The sequence below is a fragment of the Archangium gephyra genome (assembly GCF_049060025.1).
In the GTDB taxonomy this organism is placed as follows: Bacteria; Myxococcota; Myxococcia; order Myxococcales; family Myxococcaceae; genus Archangium; species Archangium gephyra_A.
In genome coordinates, this window is sequence record NZ_JBMEQQ010000002.1 from 5312531 (window position 1) to 5339436 (window position 26906).

A 26906-nucleotide genomic window follows, 5' to 3' on the forward strand; every position below is an offset into this window, starting at 1 on the left:
CCACCGGGGCCGCTCCTTTCGCAGCACTCAGTTCAGCTTCGGCTCGCAGCGGCAGAGGCTCTGGTTGCACGTCGTCCCCGGCCCGCAACCACCGCACTCGTCCTTGCAGACACAGGCGCAGGTGGCGGCGTCGGGCTGGTAGGTGGAGCCGCAGTTGAGCGCCCCCGTGTCGCAGACGCAGCCGCAGGCCGCCGGGTCGAACTTGAAGCCCGGCGCGCACGTGGCGCTCGCCACGCACTGGCAGGTGCAGGTGGACGTGTTGCACGCCTGGAAGCTGCCGCACGTGCCACCGCAGTCCGCCGTGCAGGTGAAGTCGCACACGTCCCGGCTGGTGTTGCACACCTCGCCCGGAGCCCCGCCACCGCCGCAGTCCGAGGGGCACTCGCACCGGTTCGTCTGCCGGTTGCACGTGAGGTTGCCCTTGCAGAAGTCCGGAGCCGCCGGGTCGTAGTAGCCCGTGTCCGTCGAGCAGGGCGGCGGGTTGCCGTCCTGGTTCGGCGTCAGGTCGCTCCAGTAGCGGTAGGAGATGGCGGCCTTCGTCGCCCCCGCGGAGGCCGGACGGCACGCGCCGTAGAAGGACAGCGCCTGGCTGATGCCGTCCACGTCGAAGCCGTTCGTCCGGCTGCGAGGCAGGTCGCTCGCGGAGCATGCCGCGGGGTTCTGCACCGACTCCAGCGCCACCCGCACCGAGGCACCGATGGGCGGCTTGAGCGTGCGGTAACCCGTGGAGGCAATCACGCTGTCCACGATGGTGTTGATGGCGTTCTGGATGGACGTGGTGCTGCGGATGCTGCCCACGATGCCGCCGGTGGCCTGGATGACGTCCAGGTGCCGCGGGTTGGCCGAGGGCTCGCCCGGGTAGCAGTCGCCGCCGGCCGGGTCACAGATGATGCCGTGCATCTGGATGAGCCCGCCGGTGGGGTTGGCGCCCTTGAAGTAGTCGATGTACGTGCTGACCGGAACGGTGTCCGGCTGGTCACGCACGTCGGTGAGGAGGATGACCACCAGCCGGGCACCCGGACGGTACTTCCTGTCCGCGGGCGTGCTGGCGTTGGTCATGTAGTCCACCGCCACGCGCGCGCCCTCCAGGGAGCGCTCCTCGCTGGCACCGTCGATGCCCACCCAGCAGAACTGCCTGGGATCCGGGCAGGTCGCGCCCTGCTGCAGCCACGCCTTGAACTGATCGATGTTGCGCGTGAAGCCGCGGAACACGTTGCGGTTGGGCCACGAGTAGTCCGGCTGCGTATAGGACGTGGTCACCATGGAGATGCGCCAGTCGAGCTGCGAGTTGCCCAGCCGGTTGGCCACGGCCGCGGCGGCGTCGCCCAGGGCGCCCTGCGAGGTCTGCATGGAGCCGCTGTCGTCCACCACGAAGAGGAAGTCGGCCATGCCGTTGCCCGTGGTGAAGGTCTCGCACTGCACCGCGTCCGCGTCACCGAACTGGGCCAGCGCCGTGCCGCCCGCGGTGTCGTTCATGACAAAGAGCCCCGGGTCCACGAAGCGCGCCGTGGGGGTGATGGCCAGCACCACCAGCACGCTCGCGTTGGAGCGGTGGACGTACTGCGCCTGGAGCTTGTACGGCCCGTTCACGGCCGCACCACCCGTGAGCGCTCCGGCCCCCGAGCCGACGAGCTGGTTGGCCACCGAGTTGGCGTAGTCGCGCAGGTTGGTGGTCGCGCTCTGGTCGTAGAAGGCCTGCAGCGCGGGGTGGCCGTCCCAGGTGGTGAAGGTCTGCGTGGTGCCCGCCGCCACCGACGGGGAGAACTGGCCGCGCACGAACAGCTCGTCGCCCACCACGGTGGTCGAGCTGCCCGCCTGGCCGCGCTTGTAGGCGATGAAGGCCACCTTGTTCGTGTCGTCGTAGCCGATGAAGCCCCGGCCCTTGCCCGCGAGCACGATCTGCTTCACCTCACCGAAGGAAGGCCGGAGCGCCAGACGGATGTCCCCGCCGCTGTCCTCCTTGAAGACGACCTGCCGCAGGTTGCTCGCCGCGCAGGCCTGGCCGGCCGGCGTGGTCGTGGCCCCGTCGGTGCGGTCGCGGGGATCCAGCTCGCCCGGGTCCTTCTGGCCGTTCTGGTTCGAGTCCTCGGCACCGTCGGCGATGCCATCCCCATCGGAGTCGGGGTTGAGCGGATCCGTGACGGTGGCCGGGTTGGCGTCCCCCGGGTAGCCGCAGGTGGTGACGGGCGCCGCGCTGGCGGGAATGCCCCGCTCCACGCCGTCCAACAGGCCGTCCCCGTCCGTGTCGCGCCTGGTCGGGTCCGTCTCGCCCACGTCGCGCAGGCCGTTGCCGTTGGTGTCCTCGCCCTTGAAGGCGCCCTGGTCCGCGCCGTCGAGCAGACCGTCGCAGTCCGTGTCCTTCAAGCGCGGATCGCTCTCGTTGGAGTCCACCACACCGTTGTGGTTGCGATCCTCCACGCCGTCCGACAGGCCATCGCCGTCCGTGTCCGCATTGCGGAAGTCGGTCTCGGTCGCGTCCTTGACACCGTTGCCGTTGGCGTCCTCGATGGTGTCCGGCACGCCATCGCCGTCCGTGTCCTGGGCGCTGGTCCCACCGCCGCAGTCGGAGCCGTTCTTCGGGTCGGTCTCACCCGGCTCCTTCACGCCATTGCCGTTGAGATCCTCGGCACCGTCCAGGCACGAGTCGCCGTCGGTGTCGGCCTTGAGGGCATTCGTCCCGGTGATGTTCAGCTCGATGGAGTCCGAAAGGCCATCGGCGTCCGTGTCCCGCTTGCGCGGATCCGTCTCGCCGAAGTCCACCACGGTGTTCTTGTTGGCGTCCTCGTCACCGTCCTTCAGCCCGTCCCCATCCATGTCGGGGTTGGCCGGATCGGTCTCGCCCGGGTCCAGCTTGCCGTTGTAGTTGCGGTCCTCCAGGCCGTCCTTCAGCCCGTCCCCGTCCGTGTCCGCGATGGTCGGATTCGTCGCGCGCGCCGACGACGGGTCCGCGTCCGCGATGAAGAGGGCCTGGCACTCCGGGCTCGTGTTGACGGTGGAGGTGCGGCCCGCCTCGACACCATCGCGGAGGCCATCCCCATCCGTGTCCCACCGGCCCGGGTCGGTCTTCAGGCCACCGGTATAGATGGTGCCCCACTCCTCCTCATCCGTGAGGCCGTCACAGTCGGTGTCGATCGTCGCGTTGCGGGGACCGGCGCCCGGGCCCGGAGGATCTCCAAAGGGGTCCTCCGCCGTGGGCAGCTCCGGGGGAGGGGGAGGTGGGGGCGGCGGCGGGTTGCCGCCGGGATCCGTCGTCCCACCATCCGGCTGGGGATCGGGGTCGACAGGGCTATCACCACAGCCTGAAACGAGTGTGGCCACGAGCAGCGCGGCCGCGAGGAATCGGGATTGAGGACGCATGGCACTCAACACAGACGGAAAGGGAGGGGGGGTCGAAAATCAGTCCGCCAAGCTGGGAATGCAGTCCTCCGTTGCCCAGGTGGGTGTCTATGCGCAGGGGTTCGATCTGCCCGAGGCAGGACGGAATGCGTCCAGGCGGCCCACACATTTGCGCCCGCCTGCTGGCAGAGCGTTCACTGGTGGGAAATGCACGATGGTTGACCCACCCGGCGGCGGGCTCGGCTATGGTCCGTCGACGTGCCTGTGTTCGGTCTCGCGGCGTTGTGGAATGGCTCAGCCCGTGCAGAGCGGGTGAGAGAGCTGGTGGAGGGGCTGGGGGCGTTGCTGCCCCCGCCGACACCGCCAGGCATCGTCGTGGCCTTACGGGAAGCGGAAGCCACCCTGGAGTTGAAGCTGGAGGCGCCCAGCTACCCGCGCACCGCCCTGGAGGAGCTGACACAGCAGGTGCAACAGAGTGGTGGCACCCTGGTGGAGCTGTGGCGCCTGCCCAAGGCGGCTCGCGACGCGTTCCGGAACGACTCGCTCACCGGCCCGGACACCCACGAGCTGGAGGACTACGAGGCCGCGGCCATCGTGCTGCACGGGCACCTGCAACAGCTCGCCGTCCGGGAGCCCATTCCGGAAGGGCCGCCGCCCGGGCCTGGCTCCGTCCCCATCGACTTCTTCGCCAACGCGGCCAACGCCCCGGCTCCCGCCCCCGCCGCGGCACCTGAAGCCCCCGAGCCCGCCCCGGAGGCGGAGCCCGCGGCCCAGGAAGGTGCCCGCACCTACGAGACGTTCGACACCCAGCGGCACGGACGCCGCTTCGCGGTGAAGCTGGAGATGGAGTTCCGCACGGAGCTGGACTTCGTGCGCGAGCACGCGACGAACATCTCCAACGGTGGCCTCTTCGTGCGCACGGCGCACCGCCCTCCCGTGGACAGCGTGGTGACGGTCCAGGTGCGGCTGCCCAACGGCGAGCGCCTGCAGGGAGACGCACTGGTGGTGCACGTGGTGGACGATCCGTACAGGGGGGGCGTGGGGCTCGCCTTCCTCAACGACGACCCCACCTTCGCCGAGACGCTGGACCGCTACCTGGCGAGCCTGGCCAGCGGCCCAGCGAGCTGACGCCCTACCCCACCGACGCCGCGGGCCGTACCGCGGGGGGCGGAGAGGCCAGGATGCCCGTCTCGCCCATCACGACGAGCCGGCTGCGTCCGGCCCCCTGCTTCACCACGCGCACCTGCGCGCCAATGCGCTCGGCGAGCCCGGACACGTGGGAGATGATGCCCACCTGCCGGCCGGTGGCCTGGAGCGCGTCGAGCGTGGCCAGGGCCATCTCCAGGGTCTCCGGGTCCAGCGTGCCGAAGCCCTCGTCGATGAAGAGCGTCTCCACCTGGGTCGTCTCCGAGGAGAGCGAGGCCAGGCCCAGGGCGAGCGCCAGGGACACGAGGAAGCTCTCCCCGCCCGAGAGGCTGGAGACGCCGCGCACCTCGTCGCCCATGTCCCCGTCCACCACCTGCAGGTCGAGGTCGTACTTCGGCACGCGCATGAGGCGGTAGCGCGGGGCCAGCTCCTCGAGGTGCGCGTTGGCGTAGTGCAGGAGTGCGTCCAGGGTGAGGCTCTGGGCGAACACCTTGAACTTGCGGCCATCGTGCGAGCCGATGAGCTCACTGAGGGTGCGCCACACGCCGCTGGCGCGCTGCTTCTCCTCAAGGAGCCGGGCCTGCTCGCCGTGGCGGCGGCGGGCCTCGTCGTCCTGGTTGAGTTGGGCTTCCAATCGAGCGACAGACTGACGCCGGACCTCGGTGTCCAGGCGGGCCTGCTCGCAAGCGGCCGGAGCATCCACCTCGGCGATGGAGGGCTGACCGGAGGCCTCGTGCCGCGTGCGCTGCGTCTGACGCTCCGTCAGCACGGCCAGGGCGTGCTCCTGTGCCTGGCGGAGCGCCGACAGCGCACGCTCCTCGGCCTCGCACCAGGCGGCATCCCGCGCGAGCAGGAGACGCACGGCCTCCAGCGAGAGACTCCGCGCCGACAGCAGTGCCGAGAGCGCCGCCTCGGCCTCGGTCCTGGCGGTGCCCGCGGACTCACGGGCCTGCACCGCGTCCTGGGCACGCGCGGCCGCGGCGGCGGCATCCTGCTTCACCTTCTCGGCGTCGGCGCGGACGGACTCGAAGGCCTGGGACGCTTCCCGCACCTCCCGCTCGAGCCCGTCACGCACCTCGGCGGTGGGACGTCCGCCGAGCAGCGCCCCGCGCGCGGCCTGCTTCTCCCGCACCGCCTCCTGGGCCCTGGAGAGCGCCTGGGCGCAGCTCTCGGTCAAGGCGTGCTGCACTCCGGCCGCCGTCTCCGCCGGAGCGCGCTTCTCCTTCGCCTGCGCGACGCGCGCCTCCGCGTCCTTCGAGGCCTGCTCGCGGGTATTCCACTCCGTCACCCGCTTCGCGCAGTGCGCACGGAAGTCGGCCGGCTTCGCGGACAGCGACTCCTGCCAGCGCGGCAGGTCCTTGAAGGGAGCCGCCAACACCTCCAGCACCTCCTGGCGGATGCGCGCGGCCTGCTCCACCTCGCGACTGGCGGTGGACTCGGCCTCGGTGTTCTGGCGCAGCGCCTCCTCCGCCTGACGCAGGGCCTCCTCCACCGCCTTCTGGCGCTCGTGCACGGCGGTGAGCGCGGTCCGGGCCTCCTTCGCCGCGCGCTCCAGCTTCTCCGCCGCTTCCTCCTCGGCATTCAGCCCGGCCTGCAGCGCCTTCACCTCCGCGAGCGCCACCTCCAGCCAGGCCTCGAGCCCCTCGGCCTCCACGTCCTCCGGGGGCAGCGTCCCCGCGAGCTTCGCGCGCGAGTGGCTCCACGCCGTGCGCTGCTGGGCACGCTGCTTCGCCGCGGCCTCCCTCCGGGCCTCTGCCTGCGCCGCGCGCGGGCCCGCCGCCGCCGCCCGTGCACTGGCCTCGGCCTCCGCCCGCGCTGCCACGGCGGACTCCCCTTCCAGCTCCTCCACCCGCGCCCGCGCCTTCGTGGCGAGCCCCTCCAGCGCGGTTCCCGTCTGGCGGTAGGGGTGCTCGGTGGCACCGCAGAGGGGACAGGGCTGGCCCGCCCGCAGCTCCGCGCGGTGCTCGGCGAGATCCAACGTCGCCCGCGCGTCGGCGAACGCCCGGCGGGCCTCCTTCAGCGCGGCCTCCTGCTCGAGGCGGCGCACCTTCGCGGCCTCGGCCTCGGCCGTCGCGGATGCCTGCTCCGCCCGGGCCCTGCTGGCCTCCTCGGCCGCCTCCTGCTCCGCCCGGGCCGCCTCGCTCGCGCCCTTGCGCGCGTCCGTCAACGCCCGCAGCCCCTCCTGCCGGGACTGCAACTCCACCCGGCGGGCCCGCCGTTCCGCGCCCGCCTCCTTGCCCTGCGCGGCCTCGGCGCTGGCCACGCGGGCCTTCGCCGCCTCCAGGGACTCGTCCGCCTTGCGCTTCTCCTCGCCCCGGCGCTCGGCCTCCGTCCGCAGCGCTCCCGTCCGCGACTGCACCTGAGAGAGAGACTCGCGGGCCTTGGTTTCGTCCTGTGCCGCGCGGCCGTAGCGGGTGAGCTCCGCCTCCCAGCGGGGCCACTCCCGGGCCATGGCCTCCAGGCGCTTGTTCTCACCGAGCCACGCCTTCGCCGCCTCCAGCTCCGCGCGCGCGGCCTCCTCTTCCCGCGCCACCCGCGCCAGTGACTCCTGGGCCACCCGCTCGGACTCGCGAGCCGCCTCCAGCTTGCGCGCGGCCTCCTGCTCATCACTCCGCGCCCGCGCCAGCTCCGCGTCCAGCTTCAGCGCCTCGTCCAGGGCCGGGCGCGCGGCCGCCTCCGCCTCCGCCGCCGCCTTCGCCCGCGCCTCCGCCTTCGCCCGCGCCTCCTCGCGCACCTGTGCCGAGGCCCGGGCCGCTTCCGCCTCCGCGCGCCGCGCCGTCAGCGCCGCTTCCGCCTCCACCAGCCTCCGCGAGGCCTCGTCCACCCGGTGGAGCGGGGCCCGCAGCACCTCCGCCGCGCGCACCCGCTCCAGCTCCGCCTTCCGGGGCTCCGCGGCCTCCTGCGCCTGGGCCGCGCGCTGGCGCGACTGCTCCGCCTCGGCCTCCTGCGCCACCAGCCGCGAGCGCTCCGTGTACCAGTGCAGCGCCTGCTCGGCCCGCGCCTGTGCCGCCCGCGCCTCGCCCAGCGCCGCCTCCTCCCGCGCCCGCCCCTCCTCCGCCGCCGCGCGCTCCTCGTCGGACAGCCGGGCAATGGCCGCCACGCCCTGCTCCAGCTTCGACAGCTCCTCCTGCACCTCCTTCTGGCGCTGGTGCGCGGCCATGGACACCCGGCTGTACACCTCCGTCCCCGTCATCCGCTCCAGCAGCTCCGCGCGCTCGTTGGCGTCCGCGCGCAGGAAGGCGGCGAACTCGTTCTGCGCCAGCAGCGCCGAGCGCCGGAACTGGTCGAAGGACAGGCCCAGCCGCTCCTCGATGGCCTTGAGCACCTCGGACTTGGTGCGCCCGAATTGCTGCTGGGTGGCCACGTCGGTGAGGGTCATCTCCTGCGGCCGGAAGCGGCCCTCGGCGAGCTTGCGCGCCCGCCACACGGACCAGCGCGCGCGGTAGCGGCGGCCGTCCTTGCCCAGGAAGTCCACCTCGGCGAAGCCCTCGCCCGCGCCGCGCCGCAGCACGCCGCGCACGTCGTTGGCCATCAGCCGCGCTTCCTCGTCCTCGTCGGCGCGCCCCACCGGGACACCGCCGCGCTCGCCCAGCCGCGGGGTGCGGTCGAAGAGGGCCAGGCACATGGCGTCCAGCAGCGTGCTCTTGCCCGCGCCGGTGGCTCCGGTGATGGCGAACAGCCCCATCTTGTCGAGCGGCGGCTGATCCAACTCCAGCGCGAAGTCCCCCGCGAGGCTCGTCAGGTTGCAGCCACGGATGGCGAGAATCCTCATGACGCGTCCTCCTGCACCTGGGTGAGCAGCGAATGGAAGGCCTCGAGCAGCACGGGCTCCAACGGCTCGGTGTAGTCGCGCGCGTAGCGGGCGCGGAAGACGTCCTCGGGGGTGCGCTCCTTGAGGGAGACGCCCGGCCGCGCCTCCGCGAGCGTGTGGCCGCTGCCGGTATAGGCGGGGGTGAGCTTCACCAACCGCGCGGCCTTGCCCTCGAGCGCGGCCTCCACCCGGCGGCGCAGCGCGGGCTCGGGGCGGGGCAGCGCGACGCACACCTCCAGGTAGGGGCGCCGCCAGTCGGGCGTGTCCGCCTCCAGCGCGGGCAGGGCCTCCAGCATCTGCACCACGTCATCCAGCGTGGCCGCGTCGCGCTTGGGCACCCGTTCAATCTCCACCCGGCGCGGCACGGGCAGCGGCCGCACGGAGGAGAGCTGCTCGCCCTCCAGCTCCACCAGCAGCACCTGGTGCGCGTAGCTGGCCTCGGAGAGCGACAGGGGAATGGGCGAGCCGCTGTAGCGCACGCCCTCGCGTCCGCCCACGCGCTGCGCCTTGTGCAGGTGCCCGAGCGCCGCGTACGCCAGCTCCTCGGGGAAGAGGTCCACCGGCAGCGCGTGCTGGTTGCCCCCGAGAATCTTGCGCTCGCTGAGCGCGGACAGCTCGGTGCCCACCATGTAGCAATGGCCCATGGCCACGAGGGCCTGGCCCGGCTTGCGCCTGGCGCGCGCGCCCTCCAGCACCTCGGCGTACACCGAGCGCACGCCCTCGATGAGCTTGTCCCCCCCTTCCTCGGAGACGAGCGGGAGATCCGCGGGCCGCAGGTACGGCACGGCCGCCACCCACGCGCCCACCTTGCCCTGGGCGTTCTTCAGCGGCACCAGCAGGCGCTCCAGGTCCACCGAGCCCCGGGCCTTGGGCAGGCCGCCCACCACGCGCACGTCGAGCGCGGCGAAGAGGGGGTCGGGCGCATCCAGCCGGGCCGCCGAGTCATGGTTGCCGCCGATCACGACGACATCGAGCTTGGGGCAGCGGATGCGGGCCTGGGCGACGAAGCGGTACCAGGCGGCCTGGGCCTCGGCGCTGGGGTTGGCGGTGTCGAAGATGTCGCCGGCCACCAGGAGGGCATCCACCTTGTGGGTCTCGAGGGTGTCGAGCAGCCACTCGAGGAAGGCCGCGTGCTCGGCCTCGCGCGAGGTGTCGTACAACGTGTGCCCAAGGTGCCAGTCCGACGTGTGCAGCAGGCGCATCCGTGCGCTCCCCTCCTGTGTCCGCGACGAGAGAGGGGGTGGGTCCCCGTCCTGCTCGCACGTTCAGGCGGCGCGCAGTGTGCCCGCAGGCAGGCGAGACGCCAATCCCGGGAGTGACACCTACATGGAGGACCGTCGGCGGCCGGGCGGGGGCACCCTGTAAAAAATGCCGCACAGCCGCCCGAGCCGTTTCACTTGTCGTCGGCGACAAGTGGAATCGGGTCCCCTGGTTTCACTTCTCGTCGGCGAGAAGTGGAATTGGCCCCTCGCGTTTCACTTGTCGTCGGCGACAAGTGGAATCGGGTCCCCTGATTTCACTTCTCGCCGGCGAGAAGTGGAATCGCCTCACAGCGAGATGTGGCCCTCGAGGTACAGCACGGCCTGGCCGGAGATGCCCACGCGCTCGCCGCGGTCCTCGCACTGGAGCACGCCGCCGCGGTGGGAAATCTGGTGCGCCAGCAACTGCTTCTTGCCCAGCTTCTGCGACCAGTAGGGCACCAGCGTGCAGTGCGCCGAGCCCGTCACCGGATCCTCCGGCACGCCCACCCGCGGCGCGAAGAAGCGCGAGACGAAGTCCGACTCCGAGCCCCTCGCCGTCGCCGTCACCGCGAAGTACTCCAGTTGGGCCAGCTTCCCCATGTCCGGGGCCAGCGCCCTCACCTGCTCCTCCGTGTCGAAGACGGCCAGCAAATCCCTCGACACCAGCGTCTCACGCGGCTCGGCGCCCAGCGCCTCCGCCAACCCCTCCGGTATCGCGCAGGGCTCCGGCGGCCGCGAGGGGAAGTCCATCTCCATCCACTCCCCCTCCTGCTGCGTCACCACCAGCGGCCCCGAGCGCGAGTTGAACTGCGCCCGCTCCAGTCCCGGCGCCAGCCGCGTGAAGAGGATGTAGGCCGCCGCCAGCGTGGCATGGCCGCACAGGTCCACCTCCTGCGTGGGGGTGAACCAGCGGATCTGCCAGCCGCGCACCTCGTCGCGCAGCACGAAGGCCGTCTCGGAGAGGTTGTTCTCCGCGGCAATCGCCTGGAGCACCTCGTCCGGCAGCCACGCATCCAGCGGGCACACAGCGGCGGGGTTGCCTCCGAAGACCTGGGAGGAGAAGGCATCGACCTGGTAGAGGCGCAGGCGGGTGGGCATGGGATGACCTCTTCCTTTACTTGTCGGACTGGGTGAGGGCGCTGGCGAACTGCATGGCGTAGTTCACCTCCAGGCCCCCATCCACCACCAGCGTCTGGCCGTTCACGTACGAGGAGCCCTCGGAGCACAGCCATTCAATCGTCTTGGCGATCTCATCCGCGCTGGCCACGTAGCCCACGGGCACGCTGTCCTTCACCTTGGCCTCGAGCGTCTCCCAGGCATCGCCCATGTAGAAGCGGCTGGACTCGGTGTCGATGTAGCCGGGGTTGACGGCGTTGACGCGCACGCCGGAGGACGCCAGCTCGGCGGCCAGGTACTTCACCAGAATCTCCATGGAGCCCTTCATCGCCCCGAGGAAGCCGTGGAAGGGCAGCGGCATGCGCGAGTCCATGCCGGACACCGCCACGATGCGGCCCTTGCGGCCCGCCATCAGCGGCACGGCGCGCTGCGCGGCCAGCAGGAAGCTCTTCACCGTGACGTTGAACGTCTTGTCCATCTGGTGCAGCTTCATCTGCATCAGCGGCGTGAAGGCGGTGGAGGCGGCGTTGGCCACGAAGACATCCAACCCGCCGAACTCCTGCTGCACGAGATCGAAGGCGGCATGGAGGCTGGCCGGCTCGAGTTGGTCGGCGATGACGGTGCGGCAGCGGCGGCCGAGCGCCTCCACGTCCTTGATGAGCTCGGCGGCGGCCTCGGCATCACGCCGGTAGGTGGAGACGATGTCGTAGCCCGCCTTCGCGAGCCGCAACGACAGGGCGCGGCCCACGCCTCGCGAGCCGCCGGTGATGAGCGCCACGGGTGCAGTCATAGGCCCCCGGCATACCACCTTCCGGCCGGGGCGCGCGCCTCCCCGCTCCCCACGAAGTGTCCTGCTTCCGGTCACCCTTCCCCCCGGGCGTCCCATTACTGGACAGTGCCGTGCGCGGTGGGTTTCCAGAGGGAATCCCAACGGTTGGACCCCGGAGTGCATGGCCGCTTTACAAACCCTCTGCGCGGCCGTGTTCCACGCCCTCCCTCGCCGGGCGGGCCCGAGCCAGGAAGTCCGGGCACTTGGAGGTTGGCATGGGCAGTGCTCAAGGCAGGCGCATCACCTCGCAGCACGGGAGAGCGATTGATGCGCAAGCTTCGGTACCTGGGTCTGGCGGCGGCTGGCTTCCTCACGGCGTGCGGCGCTCCGGAAGTCGACGAGAGCCTGTCGTCGGACACGCTCATGTCCACCGAGTCGACGGTCATCGTGGGCTCCGTGGACTGGAAGAGCAGCACGCTGCTGGCCGGTACCGAGGCCGCCCGTGCGAGCGCGGTGGGCTACATCTCCATCCCGGCGAAGGGCTCGCGCTGCACGGCGTGGCTGGTGTCCGATGACGTCGTCATCACCAACAACCACTGCGTGGCTCGCTCCGGTGATGCCCGTGGCGCCAAGGTGTCCTTCAACTACATCGACGGCGTGAGCTCCACGGCCCGCATCTGGTACGACTGCTCCAGCTTCGTGCAGACGTGGAAGAACCTGGACATGACGGCGCTGCGCTGCGCGCCGCTCAACGGCCAGCTCCCGGGCCAGGTGTACGGCAAGTTGACCATCGCCGGCACCGACGCGGCCACCAACGCCAGCATCTACGTCGTGCACCAGAACTGCGACTACAACACGCAGTCCGGCTGCGCCCCGACGAAGAAGTACTCGCCGGGCTCCATCATGAACGCCAACTTCAGCTCCACGGACGCCTCCTACAACGCGGACACGCTGGGCGGCTCCTCGGGCTCGCCGGTGCTCTCCGCCACCACGCACGAGGTCGTCGCGCTGCACCACTACGGCTTCGGCGGGGACTCGCTCGGCCGCGGCACGCACAACAGCGGCGTGAGGGCGGGCCTCATCAAGTCGGCGCTGGCCGGCATCGGCCTCTGATTCGCTGGGCTCGCAGCATCTGACGCGAGCTGGAGGGCCCCGGGTTTCCCACCAACCCGGGGCCCTCATCATTTCCGCGCGGGCCCGCGGGGGTAGAGTGCGCCGCCATGAGCACCTCCCCTGCCCCGTCCTCCCCCGCCGGCCCCCGCTGGCTCTACCTGCATGGCTTCGCCTCGGGGCCCCAGTCCGCCAAGGGCGTGGCGCTCGCCGGGCACTACGCGCGCCAGGGCATCCACCTGGAGCGGTTGAACCTGCGGCAGCCCTCGCTCGAGCACCTGAGCCTGAGCGCGATGATGCGCACGGTGCGCGATGCCATCGGCGGCGAGCGGGACAGGGCCATCGTCTTCGGCTCCAGCCTGGGCGGGCTGACGGCGTGCCGCGTGGCGGAGGAGGACGCGCGGGTGTGCGCGCTGGTGCTGCTGGCCCCCGCCCTGCGTGCCCCGGAGCAGATGCGGCGCACGGTGGGCGCGGAGGGCATGCGCCGCTGGCAGGAGACGGGCTGGCTGGAGACGCAGGACTACGCGGAGAAGCGCCAGACGCGCGTGCACTTCGGCCTCATCCACGACCTCGACACCATCGAGGCCCGCTCGGGCGGCTGGCCGGACGTGCGCGTGCCCACGCTCCTCATCCACGGGCGCCGGGACACGACGACGGACATCCGCTACTCGCGCGAGTGGGCGCACGGCAAGCGCCACGTCCGGTTCGTGGAGGTGGAGGATGGCCACGAGCTGGTGGAGTCCCTCGAGCGCATCGCCGCCGAGGCGGATGACTTCCTGCGCCCCTTCCTCGTCCCTCAGTAGGCGGACTCGCTCCACTCGAGCACGGAGGCGGGCCGGCCCGAGGCGATGGGCGGCGGCGCCACCACCTCGATGGTGGCGTTGCCCTTCAGGGTGACGGAGGCGCCGTCGACGGCCCCGGAGCACTCTCCCGAGCCCTCCACCACGAGCTGCCCCGTCAGGTGGGAGTTGGCGACCATGTAGAACTGCTCGTGGACGAGCAGGGCCGCGCTCTGGCCACACGTGTTGAGGTAGGTGTTGCCCTGCGAGACCTTCATGTCGCGGCCGGCGAGCAGGGCGACGCCACGGGGGTGCCCGGGGATCAGGCTGATATTGGCCTTGATCTCCACGTTCCCCTGGGCCAGCACCGTGGCGCCCTTCCAGTCGTGCGGATACGGGTAGTCCGCACAGGCGGGCGAGTTGTTGGCGAACTCCACGTTGCCCTCCACCATCCAGACACCGCGCGGAAGCCGCGCGCCCTGATACTGGAAGCCCCCATTGGAGTTGAAGGCCGCATCCTTGCTGAAGTCACCCGTCAGTGCCGGGTAGAGGCCGTTGCCGGGATCGCAGTTGCTCCCATTGGCGGAGGCCACATTGTGTGCCTTCCAGACCGGAGGGGCCGAACTGCTACAGACCCAGTCGGCGGGGGTGGTGGGCAACGTCAGGCTCGGATCGTCGAGCTTGCGAACCTCCTTCTTGGCCGAGGCCGGGCCCGGGCAGCTCGCGCCATCGAACACCTCCTCCCAGCATTTGCTGCAGGGATCGGCGAGCGACGTCTCGCCGGGATGGAAGATGCGGACGCAGGCCTGGGGCTGCTCGCAGCCGGTCTTGGAGTAGTTCCACATGTGCACCTGGACCCCGGTGCTCCTGTCGCGCAGGTAGTAGAAGGGCGTGCACACGCCGCCGGCACAGCCCGGGGGCGCGTTGACGCTGCTCCACACATTCACCACCGGAGGCGGCGGCACGATGGTGCCGGGCACGCACTGGCTGTTCGAGCCCCCTCCCTTGGCGGAGCAGACGTCTCCCCCCGACTGCGCCAGGCAGGTGGTGTTGGCAGCACACGCCTGCTTCTTCGGCGGGCCTCCCTTGCAGCCGGTGCCGCACATGCAGCCGGTGCCGGTGATGTCCTCGGTGGCGAAGATGTCGCCATGAGCGCCGCACACGTGCGAGGCACCATCCATGTCGATGGAGCCCCCGGCGATGATGCCCGCCGCGGGCTGCGGCCCGACGCGCACGCGCAGCACCTTGCGCGCCTGGGCGGTGGCCGGGTCCGTCCCCGGGTAGAGCCCCACCACGGTGACGATGACCGTCTGATCCCTGTCCCGGACCGGGTTGTTCTTCCCCGGCGCGAGGTCATCCCCCTCCATGCAACCGCCTCCGGGGTTGTTGGAGGTAGCGGCCACGGGAGCGGGTGAATCCCCGTCGTCGTCGTTGTCGTCGAAGCGCACCAGGTACGCGCCATCGGCATGGGGGACGCGGTAGAAGCGCTTGCCCGAGCCCGGCAGCTCCACGTCTTCCCCATCGGTGAAGACGGGCAGGTGGTCATCGTCCTGCTCGCCGCCGAGCGTGGGGAGCGAGCTGCAGTCGGTGTCCAGATTCGGGTCCAGCGCCCGGTCCAGGTCCACGTTCGTGGCGAGCAGGGCGGCCAGGTACGCGCGGGAGCGCTCCACGCCGGCCTCCGCGAGGGCCAGCGCGCGCGCGTCGTGACGCATGAGGCTCGCGCTGCGCCGCTCGTCCTCACCGAGCTGCAGCGTCGTGCCGACCAGCAGCGTCATCGCGGCCAGGACGAGCAGCAGGGCCAACAGCGTGAAGCCGGCGCGCCTGGCACCCTGGACGGCTCTACCTCTCGACATGGGCGGACGCATTCATTGCCTCAGGGTGATGGACAGGGAAGCGGAGTGGCTCAGGGTCTCGCCATCGGGCAGCTCGCGCTCGAGGTCGAGCTCGATGTCCACCCGGCGGATGCCGCGCAGATCGGCCGCGTCCGTCACGGGCACGGGGAGCAGGGTTCCGCTGGCGCTCCAATAGGAGAACCGCAGCCCGGCCACGCCGGTGGTCAGCACCTCCCAGCCCGTCGCGTTGGGCGCGAAGAGGTCCGAACAGCTCAGGTCGAACGTGCTGCTGCTGCCCGGCGAGAAGATGCTGCCCCAGCACTGCTTGCGCCTCACCCCACCGGCGTCGAGCCCGTAATAGACACGGTCCGGCGTGGAGACGAAGCCGCGGTTGGGGCCGGAGAGGAAGTCCGCCGGGAGCGAATCCGCGAGCACGAGCGTCCTGCGGCCCCCGGAGACCTCGGCATGGAGCGACGAATGGAGCTGCCGCTCCACCCAGTTCCCCTTCGCGTTGGCCACGATGAGGTACTCGTTGCCCTGGTAGCGGTTGAGGCCCCAGGGGCAGGTGGGCGACGCGGCCGAGCTCGCGCAGTCGTCGAGGCCCGCGTCCGGGGGGAAGAGCAGGCTCTCCCCGGTGGAGGAGCAGTGGCCGGTGGCGGAGGAGATGTCGCAGCCGCCGTTGAGCTCGTTGAGCAGGGCAATCCCATTCGCGGGGAGCCCCGTGCTCTGGTCATCCGCGAGCTGCGAGTGCCCGTTGAAGTTCGAGTCCCTCCGGGGCAGGTCCGTCAGGAAGGCGAGCTGGGTCTCCTGCGCGACGAGGAAGGTGGGCGGAAAGAGCGCGCCACCGCCCTCGGCGTGCGCATGCCGGGGGCGGCCGAGCCCGGCCTGCCGCAGCTCCGCGCCAAGCTGCCCCAGCACGAGCGCGGCGCCCCGCTTCATCTCCGCGAGCTCCACCTGCCGGCGGTGCATGGCCGTGGTGTGGACGAAGGCGGCGAACGCGACGGCCAGCACGGTGAGCGCCACCGCGCTGCCCACCAGGAAGCTCGATGAGCGTGAAGCCCCGAGGCCCCTTCACCATCTCAGCGCCTCCAGGATCAGCGAGGTGCCCCGGTAGTCCACCCGGACCACGGCCTTCTTGTAGGACAGGGAGCCGGAGACGGGCGCGGCCACGGCCGTATCCGTCACCTGCGTCACGGTGACGGTGCACGTCCACCCGGTGGGGAGCGCCACCAGCAGCGCCTGGCAGGGCTTGGTCGTTCCGACAGCCCAGGCCGGGGACGCGGGAGGCTGCGCGCGCAACCACTCGAGCTGCTCGGTGGCCCGCTGCGCCGCGTCCTGGTCCGCCAGGGCCCGGCCCACGTGCTCGCCGCCTCGCGAGAGCGCGCCGAACACGCCGACGAGGGCGAGCATCATCACCACGCCGCCCACCAGGGCCTCGGCGAGCACGTACCCGCGCCCGCGCCCGTGCGTCCTTCCACTCATGGGCATGCCTCCGAGGAGAGCTCGTCCCTCACGCACACCGGGCCATGGACCGCGAGCAGGATGGACAGGTCCTCGCCCCCGGACGTCACCCGCAGCTTCGCGGGCGTCTTGTTCATGTCCTCGCCGTGCAACCGCCCGTTGGGCCGCCACACCGCCGCCGCCCCGGGCTCCACCCGCACCGTCGTCGACTCGGGCATGGGCACCGTCTCGACGAGCTGCAGGTCCGCCTCGGTGGCGGGCGTCTCGCAGTCGGCCGTCGCGCGGCGCGACAGGCGCAACCGGTTGCCCGGACTCCCGGTGCTCACCGGGGTGTCGTCCTGGTAGACCTCCAGGTGGAAGCACCGCCCCGAGTCCCGGGCCAGGAGCCGGGCCCGCGCCGCCCCCGCGGCGACCAACTCCGCGGCCTGTCTGCGGCGGTAGCGGCCGTTGAGGGGACCGAGCGCCGTGAGGGTGAGACCGGTGAACAGGCCCAGCAACGCCACCGTCACGAGTACCTCGGTGATTGTGAATCCGCGTGTCTTGCGTGGCATGGGGGTGCCCGCATCGTATCCCTCCCGGCCCTTCTCAAAAACTCATTGTTCGGGAGGAGACCTCTCCGGACGTCCATCGCTCACCCGAAAGGGGCCCGAAGCCCGGACTCCGGCCGGAACGGGCCCCGGACAACGCCGGGATACGAGGGGTCGAAAGCCCGGCGGGCCAGCAGACGGGTACACGCCGGGTGAAGCCCCTGGAGGAATGCCTGCCGGTGCCTTCCGTTTGTGGCCCCACGATGCACAAACGCAACCGACTGCTCTCATCCTCGTGTCTGCTGGGCGTCCTGCTCACCACGGCCTGTGAAGCACCCCCCACGCCTTCTCCCTCGGAGGCCCCGGCAGCCGAGGCCCCCTCGGCCCCTGCACAGCCTCCGGCCGGGCCACCCGCCGCCAGCCCGCCCGCCACCGATGCTCCCGCCGCCGAGGTCCCCGCCGCCCCCACGGCTGGAGACCTGGGCACCACCGCGTCCGGGCTCACCGCGAGCAACTGCCGTCAGCTCACCACCGCCAAGGCGACCGCCAGCGGGGATGACGGCGCGGGCAGCGTGGCCGCCAATGCCTACGACGACAACCTGGCCACCCGCTGGAGCGGGCTCGGCAAGGGCTCGTGGCTCACGCTCGACCTGGGCACCTCGCAGTCCCTGGCCGGCGCCACCATCGCCTGGCACCAGGGCACCGCGCGCCAGAACCACTTCACGCTCGCCACCTCCGAGGACGGCGCCACCTTCACCCAGGCGTACGAGGCCACCAGCGCGCTGACGGCCTCGGCCCAGACGTACCGCTTCACCGGCCTGCGCAAGGCGCGCTACCTGCGCGTCACCGTCAACGGCAACACCGTCAACGACTGGGCCTCCATCACCGAGGCGCGCGCCTGTGGCGACGACACCACGGCGCCGCCCACCGCCCCCACCACGGACTCGGGCCCGGCCCTGCCGCGCCTGCCGTACCTGCAGAGCGTGGGCACCACCAGCGCCCTGGTGGCCTTCCGCACCGGCGTGTCCTGCACGCCCTTCGTGCGCTTCGGCGAGGGCTCGGACATCTCGCGCACCGCCACGGCCACGGCGGCCGGGTGGCAGCACGCGGTGAAGCTCAGCGGGCTGCTCCCGGGCCGCACGTACAGCTACGTCGTCGAGGCCTGCGGCTCCGTCACCGGCGTGCGGCGCTTCCAGACGGCCACCGGCCCCGAGACGAAGCGCGTGCACTTCACCGCCATGGGTGACTTCGGCACCGGCGGCAGCAGCCAGGCCAAGGTGCTCCAGCAGCTCACGCCCGCGCGCGCCGGCGAGTTCCTGCTCACCCTGGGCGACAACGCGTACTCCTCCGGCACCGAGGCGGAGTTCCAGAGCAACATGTTCAAGCCCATGGCGGCCCTGCTGCGCGAGGTGCCCCTCTTCCCCACGCCGGGCAACCACGAGTACGTCACCAACGCGGGCAAGCCGTACCTGGACAACTTCTACCTGCCGGCCAACAACCCGGCGAAGAGCGAGCGCTACTACTCCTTCGATTGGGGTCCGGTGCACTTCGTCTCGCTCGACTCCAACTGCCGCAGCTTCACGCTCACCGACTGCACCACCGCCCTGCAGAAGGCGTGGCTGGCCCAGGACCTGGCCGCCACGAGCCGCCCCTGGAAGGTCGTCTTCTTCCACCACCCGCCCTGGTCCAGCGGCGAGCACCTCTCGAGCACGGCCATGCGCCGAGACTACGCGCCCCTCTTCGAGCAGCACGGGGTGGACCTGGTCCTCACCGGGCATGACCACAACTACGAGCGCACCAGGCCGATGAAGGGGGACGCGGTGGCCCCGGCGGGCACGCGCGGCATCCCCTACATCGTGGTGGGCAGCGGCGGCGCCACCCTGCGCTCCTTCGGCATCGCGTCGCAGCCGAGCTGGACGGCCTTCCGCGACAACACCAACATGGGCTACCTGGACGTGGTGGTGGACGGCGGCACGCTGACCACGAAGTTCATCACCGCCAGCGGCACGGTGCGCGACAGCCTCACGCTGACAAAGACGCTGCCGGCCTCGGTGGCCTCGCCGTCCGGTGTCTCGACGATGTCCGTGGACTCCCCCCCGGGCCCCACGTACGACCCCACCCGGCTGCCCGAGTTCCTGCGCGACCAGAAGACGGTGCCGCCGGCCGACACGCTGGAGTCCGTGGCGGACGAGCCCGAGCCGGTGCCCGCCACCGCCCTCGAGCAGCAGTAACCGGGTACTTCTCCGGTTGGAATGCCGCCCGGACGCGGCGAGGATGCCGGGCGGCATTCCCCGGGAGTCCCAGAATGAATCGCATGCACTGGTTGGACGCGCTCGCCGCGAAATTCACGGTGGCGCGCCAGCCCCGCTTCTTCGAGGACGGCTGGGGCTCCAACGCGCTCCTGGAGAAGCTCACCCAGGGCCCGCAGGGCTTCGCCTTCCCCGAGCTCACCGAGGTGACGGTGCGCCCGGCGCGGCGCGAGGGGCACCTGCTCGTCCAGGAGGGGCGCTTCCCCAGCCCCGCCGCCGTGGGCTCGCTGCCCGAGGCCTGCCGCGAGGCGCGCTTCCAGTTGCTGCTGCCCCACCAGGCCGGCCCGCGCCCTCCGGTGTGCGTCTTCCTGGCCTCCTCGGGTGACGAGGGCTTCGGCCTGCGCCGCTTCATCGCGAAGGAGCTGGCCCGGGAGGGCGTGGGCGCCCTGCTGCTGGAGAATCCCTTCTACGGCTCGCGCCGTCCGCCCGGGCAGAAGGGCGCGGCGGTGCGCACGGTGGTGGACCTGCTGCTGATGTTCCGCGCCACGGCGGTGGAGGCGACGGCGCTGCTCGGGTGGCTGCTGGCGACCGGACACCCCAAGGTGGGCATCTCCGGCTACAGCATGGGAGGCAGCATTGCCGCCTATGCCGCCGCGATGTTCCCGCTGCCCGCGGCCGTCATCCCCCTGGCCGCGGCGCACTCCTCGGCGCCCGTCTTCACCGAGGGCGTGCTGTCCGCCGTCCCCGACTGGGAGGCGCTGGGCCGCACCACCGGAGGCCCCGAGGCGGCGCGAAAGCGGTTGGCCGAGCTTCCTCTCGGCGGCGGCCACCACCGCCCTGCCCCCTCTGGCCAACCCGCGCCGCGCCATCTTCATGGCCGCGCGCCAGGACGGTTTCGTCCCCTCCGCCTCCACGCTGCGCCTGCTGCAACACTGGCGCGGGGCGGAGCTGCGCTACCTGACCGGGGGACACGTGAGCGCCTTCTTCACCGGGCGGAGCGCCATCATCCGGGCCATCCTCGACGCCTTCTCCCGCGTCGATCCCCTCGAGCTCCCGCCCGAGGAGCAGCCCGCGTGAGCGCGCGTCTCCCGGCGCGGGCTGGCTGGGGGAGGCTCGCCTGACGTACGCTCGGAGTGAAGGGTCCGGAGGCTCGCCCCGAGGTGTGCAGATGGTCCGCTCCCGAATTCCGCTCGTCGCGCTCATGGGTGCCGCCATGGGCTGCACCCAGGACGCCGCCGCGCCGGGCGCGTACGAGGACGACGGCCCCTCGCTGCTCCAGCGGCTGAAGGGAGAGAGCGCGAGTCGGTGGAGGAGCTGTGCGTGAGGGCCTTCCAGCTCGCGGGAGGCAGGGACTGGGGCCGGGTGGAGTTCCGGCTGGACGCGAGCGGAGTCCCGCTGCTCATCGACATCACGCCCAACTCGTACCTGGCCCCGAGCGCCCCCTGCGTGCTGGCCGCGAAGGAGGCGGGCCTGTCCTACGCGGCCTTTCTCGGCCTCATCATCGACGGAGCCCTGGGCCGGGCTCAGGGCTGATCGCCGCCCTGTCCCCGCCGCTGCCCTCCCCGGGGACGCTCCTCGCGGCGCTCCTCACGGCGCATCTCCTCGTACCGCACCCGCTGCGACTCATCGAGGACGGCCGCCATCTCCTTGTCCGTCTGCTGGCGCAACTGGCGGACCTCCTGCCGGGCGTCCCGGGGTGACTTCGCCCCGGCGCGCACCGCGTCGAAGAGCGCCTGGCGCTGGGCGTCCTCGCCCTGCATGCGGCGCGTGAGCTCCTGCTCCTGGCTGTAGCTCAACTTCGCGTCGGAGACGAACTGGCGCAGGCGCTCGGCGCGTCCCGCCTGGGCCTGCTCCTGCGCCTGGAGCATCTGCTGCTGCCGCTGCTCCCGCTGCTCCGTCCGCATCTCCTCCTGCACCGAGCGCACCGCCTCCTTGAGGTAGTCGCGCCCGCCCTGGGACTGCAGGGCCTCTCCGGCGATCATCCCGCGCACCTCCGAGCGGAGCTGCTCCACCTCGGCGGCCAGGGAGGCGGGGGCCATGGCCACCCCGCCGCCATCGGAAGCCCCCCTCGGCCGCTGCTCCAGCAACATCAGCCGCTTGGACAGGCTCAGCGAGGTCTGCTCCAGGGATTCCACCCTGCGTTCAATCGACTCCAGCTCCAGTGAAGTGAAGACATCGGCGGCCGGCTCGTTGGCGGGAGGGGGAGACACCGGCTCGCCGCGGGAGCCGAAGAGGGCAATGGCGAGCGCCAGGACGGACAGTCCGAGGGAAGCGGGGCCAAGGAATCGGTTCATGATGTCATCCAGACGCAGGGAGGGGCCGTGTATTCGAAGATTCTACGAGCCCAAAGGATTTCATGAGCGACGTCTTCGACCAAGCCATCGACCGGGTGCTGAGCCGGAAGAACCGCGAGGTGTACGAGCTACTGCAGCGCAGCGGCCTGTACGACAACGTGGCCACCGCCATCCGGGGCCGGAAGGTGCTCGTGCGGGGGAGGTGGCTGACGGACTTCGCCTCGTGCAACTACCTGGGGTTGGACCTGAGGCCCGAGGTGATGGAGGCCATTGGCCCGGCGGTGCGCGAGTGGGGCACGCACCCCTCCTGGGCGCGCATGTGCTGCAGCCCCGAGCTGTACGAGCGGCTCGAGGCCGGGCTCGCCGCGCTGCTGGGCACCGAGGACGCGCTGGTGCTGCCCACCATCAGCCTCATCGGCATCGGCCTCATCCCGGCGCTGACGGGCAAGGGAGCGGCCATCTTCGCGGACAAGGAGGTGCACAAGGTCAACCATGACGGCTGCCGGCTGGCGAGGGACATGGGGGCCACGCTCACCAGCTTCCACCATGGGGACCTCTCGACGCTGGAGGCGGGGCTGGCGACGCACGCGGACGCCACGGCGCGGCTGGTGGTGGTGGACGGGGTGCTGTCCACCACGGGGCGGCTGCCGGAGCTGGGGCGCATCGTGGTTCCCCATCGTCAGCGCCTATGTGGGGAGCGCGGAGAACGTGGAGCGCGGCGGGCAGCTCCTCTTCGAGGAGGGCATCAACGTGACGCTGCAGGGCCATCCGCTGGTGCCGCGCGACAAGGGGGTGCTGCGCGCCACGCCCACCGTGGCCAACACCTGGGACGAGGTGGAGCAGCTCATCACCGCCGTGGGCCGCGTCCACCGGACCCTGAAGGCGCGGTAACGGCTCAGTAGAAGACGCGGGTGGAGAAGATGAGCCGCACGGCGTTGCCCCCGGCGCCGTCCTTGTTCTCCCGCCGTCCGAAGAGCAGCTCCGCGCCGAAGGTGACGGAGCGCACCGGGGAGACGAGCAGGTTGCCGGAGAGGTAGTGCGTGCGCCTCAGCGTGCCGCCCGGCTGGACGTCGAGGGGGAACATCGCGTGGTAGCCGTAGACGAACGAGGAGGCGAGGTGCTCGGTCCACTTCGGCTCGATGGCGGCGAACATCCCGAAGGTGGGCACCGCCTCCAGCCTGCCCGGGCCCACCACCACGGCATCCAGCCCCAGCCCCGCGACGTCGGCCGTATAGGCGCCGAGCCCGGAGCCGTAGTGCACCTGGGCCGAGGTGCGCCAGCCGCGCTCGCCCCACGTCCAGAGGCCGCTCAACGTGCCGCCCCACCCCAGCACCTTGCCCGCCTCACTGCCGGCCCCGGCATAGGAGAGCCACCGCGCGAGGCCCGCCGCGCGCACGTGACGGCCCTTGCCGAGGTTCCACTCCACCGCGCCCACCACGTCCGGCGCGGGCGTGCGTGCCTCCTGCGTGTCCGCGTCGGAAAACGTGAGGTCCGGCAGCGGCCGCTCCAACGCCAGCTGCACCAGCAGCGGGCCGAAGGTGTTGCCGTAGCGCAGCACCTCGCGCCGGGTGGCCAGCATGGAGCCCGGCCCCTGGAAGTCGAGCGTGTCGGGTACGGCCGCCAGGTCCATGAACGTCGTCCACTTCCGCCCCGCCAGCAGCGGACCGACGATGGCGTAGGCCTCGTAGACGCGGAAGTCACCGCCGCTGGAGCCCTCGCCGTAGAAGTCCGCGGAGATGTGGCCGATGAGCGGCCCCAGCAGCGTCAGCTTTCCACCCTCGAAGAAGAGCCGGGTCTGCTTCGCGTTGAAGTTCAGGTTGGGCCCGCGGGGCTCCGCGCCCACCGGGATGGAGGCCGGGGCGAAGTCCTCCTCGTTGAGGATGGGCCGGAAGTCGTAGTTGAGGTCCACCTTGATGCGGGCGCGGAAGGAGACGTAGCCGCGCTTCAGGTCCTCCTCCGTGGCGGGGCCCACCTTCATCACCATGCCCGTGAGGGAGGGGTCCACCACCGCCGGCTCCGAGCCCGGGGACTCACCGAAAGGCCGCGTGCCGTCCGGCTCCTGTTCCGGCTCCTCGGGCGTCTCCGGAGTCTTCACGCCGCCGGGAGTCTCCGGGGCCTCGGGCACGGCGGTGTCCTTGGATTGCGCGGAGGCGCTCCCTCCAGCGAGCACCACGGCCAGCACCATTCCCAGACGGCTGAGCCTCCACATGCGGCGAGCTCCTCCCCGGCACCTGCATCCGGGGACAGGAGAGCACGGGGCCTCCGCGCCCCGTCAGGGCTTCCGGGCCGGAGGCGGGCTTCACTGTCGCGGACAGAACCCTCGCATTCGACGCACCGCACCAACCCAAGGAGGCCGCAACCCGGGCAGACTCCCGCCCACAATCCCGGCATCCCGCTCCTGGAGCCCCCATGCAACGACGTCTCTTCTCCTCCCCCCGCCTGCTGGCGGCCGTGGCGCTCGCGCTCGCCCTGGGCGCCTGCGACACGAAGGCCCCACCCCCGGACGAGGCCGAGCCTCTCTCCCAGCAGAAAGCCGCGCTCGCCGATCCGTGCTCGGCCAACCAGGGCTTCCAGATTGGCGCGGGCCTCTACGACATCACCGGCCCGGCGGCGGAAATCGGGATGATGGGCTACGCCATGGTGAACCAGAAGACGGCGGGCATCCACCAGCGCCTGCGCTCGCGTGCCTTCGTCATCGCCTCGCCCTGCAACGGCAAGCGCGCGGTGTTCGTGAGCGCGGACCTCGGCCAGGTCTTCCAGGGCGTGAGGCAGCAGGTGATGGAGAAGCTGCGCGCGAAGTACGGCACCCTCTACACGGACGAGAACGTGATGGTGAGCGCCACGCACACGCACGCGGGGCCCGGGGGCCACTCGCACTACGCGCTCTACAACCTCACCGTGCTCGGCTACGACCGGCAGGGCTTCGACGCCATCGTGGACGGCATCTTCCAGTCCATCGTCCGCGCCCACGACAACCTGACGCCCGGCACCCTCCGCATCGCCTCCGGGGACCTGCTCGATGCGAGCCTCAACCGCTCCCCCGAGGCCTACCTGCGCAACCCCGCCACCGAGCGCGCGCAGTACGCCCACGACACGGACAAGCGCATGACGCTGCTGCGGCTGCAGGCGGATGACGGGCGCGAGCTGGGCCTCATCAACTGGTTCGCCGTGCACGCCACCTCCATGGGCAATGACAACCTGCTCATCAGCGGCGACAACAAGGGCTACGCCTCCTATCTCTTCGAGAAGCTCAAGGGGACGAACTACACCGCGCAGAGCACCTTCGTGGCGGCCTTCGCGCAGAGCAGCGAGGGCGACGTGACGCCCAACATCTACGGCGGTACCAACGGCGGTGGCGCCAACGATTTCGAGAGCACGGAGCTGTCCGCGCGCAAGCAGTTCAACCTGGCGAAGACGCTCTATGACACGGCCTCGGTGCGGCTGACGGGCGGGGTGGACTTCCGGCACGCCTACGTGGCGATGGACTCGGTGCAGGTGGCGCCCGCGTACACGGATGGGGTGTGGCGCACCACCTGCGAGGCGGCCATCGGCGACTCGATGATTGCCGGCGCCGAGGACGGCCCGGGCTACGGCCACGAGGGCTCCACCTGCGAGAGCATCAAGAGTGTCTGGAGCGTCTTCAACTGCACCATCTCCACCACGCCGTGCCAGGGAGAGAAGCCCATCGTCCTGCAGACGGGCACGCTGACGCCCTACCCGTGGACGCCCGAGGTGCTCCCGCTGCAGGTGGTGCGGCTGGGCAACGTGGCGCTGGTGGGGCTGCCCTTCGAGCCCACCACCATGGCGGGGCGGCGGGTGCGGCAGCAGGTGCTCGCGCAGCTCTCCCCGCTGGGGGTGAACCAGGTGATCATCGCCGGCCTGTCCAACGCCTACGCGGGCTACCTGTCCACGCGCGAGGAGTACGCGAAGCAGGACTACGAGGGTGCCTCCACGCACTTCGGCCCGTGGACGCTCGCGGCGGTGCAGCAGGAGGTGGACAAGCTGGCGGTGGCCCTGCGCACGGGCGCCACGGTGGCGCCGGGCCCCACCCCGAGGGACTTGCGCAACGAGCAGTCCACGGTGCAGACGGGCGTGGTGTACGACGACAAACTGCTGACGGTGAGCTTCGGCGGCGTCGTCACGAACGCGCTCGCCAGCTACACCCGAGGCCAGACGGTGAGCGTGAAGTTCTGGGGCGGCCACCCGAAGAACAACCTCCGCCGCCAGGGCACGTACCTGCAGGTGCAGCGCAAGTCGGGCACCTCGTGGGTGACGGTGGCCAACGACTGGGACTGGGAGACGAAGTACCGCTGGAAGCGCCACGACTGCGCCCCCACCTACGGCTGCTCGCACGTCACCACCGAGTGGACGATTCCGGCGGACACGGTGCCGGGCACCTACCGCATCCGCCATGACGGGGACTGGAAGTCCGGCTGGGACGGGCTCATCCGCCCCTACAGCGGCACGTCGCGCGAGTTCACCGTGAACTGAGCCGCACGCGCGTCAGCGGACCTCCAGCTCGTGGAAGAGCACCCCATCCAGCTCCAGGCGCCGCACCGTCTCCACGAAGCGCTCATTGGCGACGATGAGCGTCGCGCCCTGCTTCAAACGGAAGAGGTCGGGCTCCGGGGGGAGCGTGGCGGCGTCGAGGATGATGGGGTCCGGGCGGGTGAGGAATTCATTCCCGCAGGTGGGGCATGGAGGCTGGAGGTCTGGCGGCAGGCAGTCGGGGTGAAGCTGGCCGTGCAGTTCCATCTGCATCTCGAGCAACGTGGGGGCGTGCTTGGTGCGGAAGCGGATGCGGGTGGGGCACCCTTGCAGGCCCCGCACGCCCGCTTCCTGCAAGCGCTCCAACGCCTCGCGGCGCAGGCACAAGGCCCAGGGCACATACAGGTCCAGTTGGCCGAAGTAGCCCACCCCGGTGCCTTGCAGAGGCCCGAACAGTGTTCCCGGCTCCAGCCTGGCTCCCGGGGGGACCAACGGGCGCACCACCTCCCGCAGCCGCTCGATCTCCTTGAGTGGAACGGGCCAGAAATCGGACAGCTTCTTCAACTCATCAGGGGGCAGGCTGGACAGGTCCACGCACGGGTATTCGAGGCCCGCCCCCGCCCCTCCGCATTTACATGTCGGGCAGGGCTCCAGACCGGGTAGCCCCCACTTGTGCGCGGCATTCAGATAGCCCGTGTAGCGTGGCGAAGGGTCTCGCTCGAGTCGATAGAACTTCATGCGTTCGTG

21 protein-coding genes and 1 pseudogene are annotated in these 26906 nt (G+C 71.2%); 10 read left to right on the forward strand and 12 right to left on the reverse strand.

The features are described 5' to 3' along the window. Nucleotides 1-27: 27 nt before the first annotated feature. Nucleotides 28-3357, reverse strand: a complete 3330-nt coding sequence (cglD, locus tag ACN28I_RS23075; RefSeq protein ID WP_420944117.1) for an adventurous gliding motility lipoprotein CglD — start codon at nt 3355-3357, stop codon at nt 28-30. Nucleotides 3358-3648: 291 nt separating this feature from the next. On the opposite strand from cglD, the gene ACN28I_RS23080 reads away from it, so the two are divergent. Further along, nucleotides 3649-4464 carry a TIGR02266 family protein gene (locus ACN28I_RS23080; RefSeq protein WP_420944118.1) on the forward strand — a complete coding sequence of 272 codons (816 nt, stop codon included), beginning with the start codon at nt 3649-3651 and terminating at the stop codon, nt 4462-4464. Nucleotides 4465-4468: 4 nt separating this feature from the next. Here ACN28I_RS23080 and ACN28I_RS23085 read toward each other — a convergent pair whose 3' ends face one another. The 4 genes from ACN28I_RS23085 to ACN28I_RS23100 all read right to left on the reverse strand — a co-directional run bounded on the left by ACN28I_RS23085 (nt 4469) and on the right by ACN28I_RS23100 (nt 11440). After that, a complete protein-coding gene (locus tag ACN28I_RS23085) occupies nt 4469-8254 on the reverse strand; it encodes an AAA family ATPase (protein ID WP_420944119.1) in 3786 nt (1261 codons plus the stop codon). Beyond that, entirely contained in the window at nt 8251-9495 is a 1245-nt protein-coding gene (locus ACN28I_RS23090) for an exonuclease SbcCD subunit D C-terminal domain-containing protein (RefSeq protein WP_420944120.1), read from the reverse strand. The genes ACN28I_RS23085 and ACN28I_RS23090 overlap by 4 nt, the downstream gene beginning before the upstream one ends. A 345-nt stretch (nt 9496-9840) precedes the next feature. Continuing rightward, nucleotides 9841-10632, reverse strand: coding sequence for a PhzF family phenazine biosynthesis protein (locus tag ACN28I_RS23095; protein ID WP_420944121.1), 792 nt, complete (start codon nt 10630-10632; stop codon nt 9841-9843). 16 nt (nt 10633-10648) lie between these two features. Beyond that, nucleotides 10649-11440, reverse strand: coding sequence for an SDR family NAD(P)-dependent oxidoreductase (locus tag ACN28I_RS23100; protein ID WP_420944122.1), 792 nt, complete (start codon nt 11438-11440; stop codon nt 10649-10651). A 306-nt stretch (nt 11441-11746) separates the two neighbouring features. Between ACN28I_RS23100 and ACN28I_RS23105 the strand changes: the two genes are divergently transcribed. Together ACN28I_RS23105 and ACN28I_RS23110 are read left to right on the forward strand one after the other, a co-directional pair. Next, on the forward strand, nt 11747-12532 hold the full coding sequence (locus tag ACN28I_RS23105; RefSeq protein WP_420944123.1) for a trypsin-like serine peptidase: 786 nt from the start codon (nt 11747-11749) through the stop codon (nt 12530-12532). Nucleotides 12533-12639: 107 nt separating this feature from the next. Next, the gene (locus ACN28I_RS23110; RefSeq protein ID WP_420944124.1) at nt 12640-13332 is read left to right on the forward strand and encodes a YqiA/YcfP family alpha/beta fold hydrolase; all 693 of its coding nucleotides are present in this window, start codon (nt 12640-12642) and stop codon (nt 13330-13332) included. On the opposite strand, the gene ACN28I_RS23115 is transcribed toward ACN28I_RS23110, so the two are convergent. Genes ACN28I_RS23115 through ACN28I_RS23130 form a run of 4 tightly spaced genes read right to left on the reverse strand, consistent with a single transcriptional unit; the run spans nt 13326 to nt 17152 of the window. Continuing rightward, nucleotides 13326-15161 carry a hypothetical protein gene (locus ACN28I_RS23115; RefSeq protein WP_420944125.1) on the reverse strand — a complete coding sequence of 612 codons (1836 nt, stop codon included), beginning with the start codon at nt 15159-15161 and terminating at the stop codon, nt 13326-13328. The two genes, ACN28I_RS23110 and ACN28I_RS23115, sit on opposite strands and share 7 nt — an antisense overlap. A 12-nt stretch (nt 15162-15173) precedes the next feature. Further along, complete coding sequence (locus tag ACN28I_RS23120) at nt 15174-16175, reverse strand: hypothetical protein (RefSeq protein WP_420944126.1); 1002 nt, start codon at nt 16173-16175, stop codon at nt 15174-15176. 36 nt (nt 16176-16211) lie between these two features. Then, nucleotides 16212-16622, reverse strand: coding sequence for a hypothetical protein (locus tag ACN28I_RS23125; RefSeq protein WP_420944127.1), 411 nt, complete (start codon nt 16620-16622; stop codon nt 16212-16214). Then, on the reverse strand, nt 16619-17152 hold the full coding sequence (locus tag ACN28I_RS23130; protein WP_420944128.1) for a prepilin-type N-terminal cleavage/methylation domain-containing protein: 534 nt from the start codon (nt 17150-17152) through the stop codon (nt 16619-16621). Before ACN28I_RS23130 ends, ACN28I_RS23125 begins: the two co-directional genes overlap by 4 nt. Before the next feature lie 239 nt (nt 17153-17391). Between ACN28I_RS23130 and ACN28I_RS23135 the strand changes: the two genes are divergently transcribed. From ACN28I_RS23135 to ACN28I_RS23155, 5 genes and pseudogenes are all read left to right on the forward strand, one after another. Next, nucleotides 17392-19359: a metallophosphoesterase gene (locus tag ACN28I_RS23135; protein WP_420944129.1), complete on the forward strand. Its 1968-nt coding sequence runs from the start codon at nt 17392-17394 to the stop codon at nt 19357-19359. A gap of 83 nt (nt 19360-19442) precedes the next feature. Beyond that, a pseudogene (locus ACN28I_RS23140) lies at nt 19443-20132 on the forward strand (alpha/beta hydrolase family protein); the annotation flags it as partial. A 118-nt stretch (nt 20133-20250) separates the two neighbouring features. Then, nucleotides 20251-20454 carry an alpha/beta hydrolase family protein gene (locus tag ACN28I_RS23145; RefSeq protein WP_420948697.1) on the forward strand — a complete coding sequence of 68 codons (204 nt, stop codon included), beginning with the start codon at nt 20251-20253 and terminating at the stop codon, nt 20452-20454. A gap of 91 nt (nt 20455-20545) precedes the next feature. After that, nucleotides 20546-20701, forward strand: coding sequence for a hypothetical protein (locus ACN28I_RS23150; RefSeq protein ID WP_420944130.1), 156 nt, complete (start codon nt 20546-20548; stop codon nt 20699-20701). Further along, nucleotides 20698-20910, forward strand: coding sequence for a hypothetical protein (locus tag ACN28I_RS23155; protein WP_420944131.1), 213 nt, complete (start codon nt 20698-20700; stop codon nt 20908-20910). Before ACN28I_RS23150 ends, ACN28I_RS23155 begins: the two co-directional genes overlap by 4 nt. Here the strand turns inward: ACN28I_RS23155 and ACN28I_RS23160 are convergent. Continuing rightward, nucleotides 20901-21671 (reverse strand): hypothetical protein, encoded by a 771-nt coding sequence (locus ACN28I_RS23160; protein ID WP_420944132.1) that lies wholly within the window; start codon nt 21669-21671, stop codon nt 20901-20903. The two genes, ACN28I_RS23155 and ACN28I_RS23160, sit on opposite strands and share 10 nt — an antisense overlap. Nucleotides 21672-21733: 62 nt before the next feature. On the opposite strand from ACN28I_RS23160, the gene ACN28I_RS23165 reads away from it, so the two are divergent. Continuing rightward, complete coding sequence (locus tag ACN28I_RS23165) at nt 21734-22573, forward strand: hypothetical protein (protein ID WP_420944133.1); 840 nt, start codon at nt 21734-21736, stop codon at nt 22571-22573. Here ACN28I_RS23165 and ACN28I_RS23170 read toward each other — a convergent pair. Then, nucleotides 22567-23880 carry a DcaP family trimeric outer membrane transporter gene (locus ACN28I_RS23170; RefSeq protein WP_420944134.1) on the reverse strand — a complete coding sequence of 438 codons (1314 nt, stop codon included), beginning with the start codon at nt 23878-23880 and terminating at the stop codon, nt 22567-22569. The two genes, ACN28I_RS23165 and ACN28I_RS23170, sit on opposite strands and share 7 nt — an antisense overlap. 200 nt (nt 23881-24080) lie before the next feature. On the opposite strand from ACN28I_RS23170, the gene ACN28I_RS23175 reads away from it, so the two are divergent. Continuing rightward, a complete protein-coding gene (locus ACN28I_RS23175; RefSeq protein WP_420944135.1) occupies nt 24081-26162 on the forward strand; it encodes a neutral/alkaline ceramidase in 2082 nt (693 codons plus the stop codon). Nucleotides 26163-26174: 12 nt separating this feature from the next. Here the strand turns inward: ACN28I_RS23175 and ACN28I_RS23180 are convergent, their stop codons facing one another. Next, complete coding sequence (locus ACN28I_RS23180; protein ID WP_420944136.1) at nt 26175-26897, reverse strand: double-CXXCG motif protein; 723 nt, start codon at nt 26895-26897, stop codon at nt 26175-26177. Nucleotides 26898-26906: the final 9 nt, after the last annotated feature.

What these genes read in the sequence shown, in the direction of transcription:
- ACN28I_RS23135 (WP_420944129.1), top strand. Translation starts at nt 17,392, where the DNA reads ATGCACAAACGCAACCGACTGCTCTCATCCTCGTGTCTGCTGGGCGTC.
- ACN28I_RS23085 (WP_420944119.1), bottom strand. Translation starts at nt 8,254, where the DNA reads ATGAGGATTCTCGCCATCCGTGGCTGCAACCTGACGAGCCTCGCGGGG.
- ACN28I_RS23110 (WP_420944124.1), top strand. Translation starts at nt 12,640, where the DNA reads ATGAGCACCTCCCCTGCCCCGTCCTCCCCCGCCGGCCCCCGCTGGCTC.
- ACN28I_RS23180 (WP_420944136.1), bottom strand. Translation starts at nt 26,897, where the DNA reads ATGAAGTTCTATCGACTCGAGCGAGACCCTTCGCCACGCTACACGGGC.
- ACN28I_RS23160 (WP_420944132.1), bottom strand. Translation starts at nt 21,671, where the DNA reads ATGAACCGATTCCTTGGCCCCGCTTCCCTCGGACTGTCCGTCCTGGCG.
- ACN28I_RS23130 (WP_420944128.1), bottom strand. Translation starts at nt 17,152, where the DNA reads ATGCCACGCAAGACACGCGGATTCACAATCACCGAGGTACTCGTGACG.
- ACN28I_RS23115 (WP_420944125.1), bottom strand. Translation starts at nt 15,161, where the DNA reads ATGTCGAGAGGTAGAGCCGTCCAGGGTGCCAGGCGCGCCGGCTTCACG.
- ACN28I_RS23125 (WP_420944127.1), bottom strand. Translation starts at nt 16,622, where the DNA reads ATGAGTGGAAGGACGCACGGGCGCGGGCGCGGGTACGTGCTCGCCGAG.
- ACN28I_RS23095 (WP_420944121.1), bottom strand. Translation starts at nt 10,632, where the DNA reads ATGCCCACCCGCCTGCGCCTCTACCAGGTCGATGCCTTCTCCTCCCAG.
- ACN28I_RS23100 (WP_420944122.1), bottom strand. Translation starts at nt 11,440, where the DNA reads ATGACTGCACCCGTGGCGCTCATCACCGGCGGCTCGCGAGGCGTGGGC.
- ACN28I_RS23090 (WP_420944120.1), bottom strand. Translation starts at nt 9,495, where the DNA reads ATGCGCCTGCTGCACACGTCGGACTGGCACCTTGGGCACACGTTGTAC.
- cglD (WP_420944117.1), bottom strand. Translation starts at nt 3,357, where the DNA reads ATGCGTCCTCAATCCCGATTCCTCGCGGCCGCGCTGCTCGTGGCCACA.
- ACN28I_RS23175 (WP_420944135.1), top strand. Translation starts at nt 24,081, where the DNA reads ATGCAACGACGTCTCTTCTCCTCCCCCCGCCTGCTGGCGGCCGTGGCG.
- ACN28I_RS23145 (WP_420948697.1), top strand. Translation starts at nt 20,251, where the DNA reads ATGGCCGCGCGCCAGGACGGTTTCGTCCCCTCCGCCTCCACGCTGCGC.
- ACN28I_RS23150 (WP_420944130.1), top strand. Translation starts at nt 20,546, where the DNA reads ATGGTCCGCTCCCGAATTCCGCTCGTCGCGCTCATGGGTGCCGCCATG.
- ACN28I_RS23165 (WP_420944133.1), top strand. Translation starts at nt 21,734, where the DNA reads ATGAGCGACGTCTTCGACCAAGCCATCGACCGGGTGCTGAGCCGGAAG.
- ACN28I_RS23105 (WP_420944123.1), top strand. Translation starts at nt 11,747, where the DNA reads ATGCGCAAGCTTCGGTACCTGGGTCTGGCGGCGGCTGGCTTCCTCACG.
- ACN28I_RS23170 (WP_420944134.1), bottom strand. Translation starts at nt 23,880, where the DNA reads ATGTGGAGGCTCAGCCGTCTGGGAATGGTGCTGGCCGTGGTGCTCGCT.